1 protein-coding gene is annotated in these 259 nt (G+C 69.1%); it reads right to left on the bottom strand.

Going from position 1 to position 259, the window contains the following annotated elements; translation table 11 throughout:
- On the bottom strand, positions 1 to 259 hold a 259-nt coding region (locus SB772_RS42650), incomplete at both ends, for an enoyl-CoA hydratase-related protein (RefSeq protein ID WP_410838851.1).

Raw genomic sequence — 259 nt, 5'->3', positions numbered from 1 at the left:
CACGATTCGAGCATGCGCGCGCCGGCGGCGAGCGCCGCGAGTTCATCGGCGCCGGTGAGAATCATGCGCTTCGCCCAGCCTTCGCCGACGAGCCACGGCAGCGTCTGCGTGCCGCAACCGCAGGGCAGCAAGCCGACCGCGGTCTCGGGCAGCGCCATCACCGCGTGCTGTTCAGCGATACGGATATCGCAAGCGAGCGCGCATTCGAGCCCGCCGCCCATTGCATAACCGTTGATCGCGGCAATCACCACGGGCCGCG

It is taken from the genome of Paraburkholderia sp. SIMBA_030 (assembly GCF_046535245.1).
Taxonomy (GTDB): domain Bacteria; phylum Pseudomonadota; class Gammaproteobacteria; order Burkholderiales; family Burkholderiaceae; genus Paraburkholderia.
The sequence above is the reverse complement of the archived record's forward strand: the minus strand, read 5'-3'. Positions and strand labels throughout refer to the sequence as shown.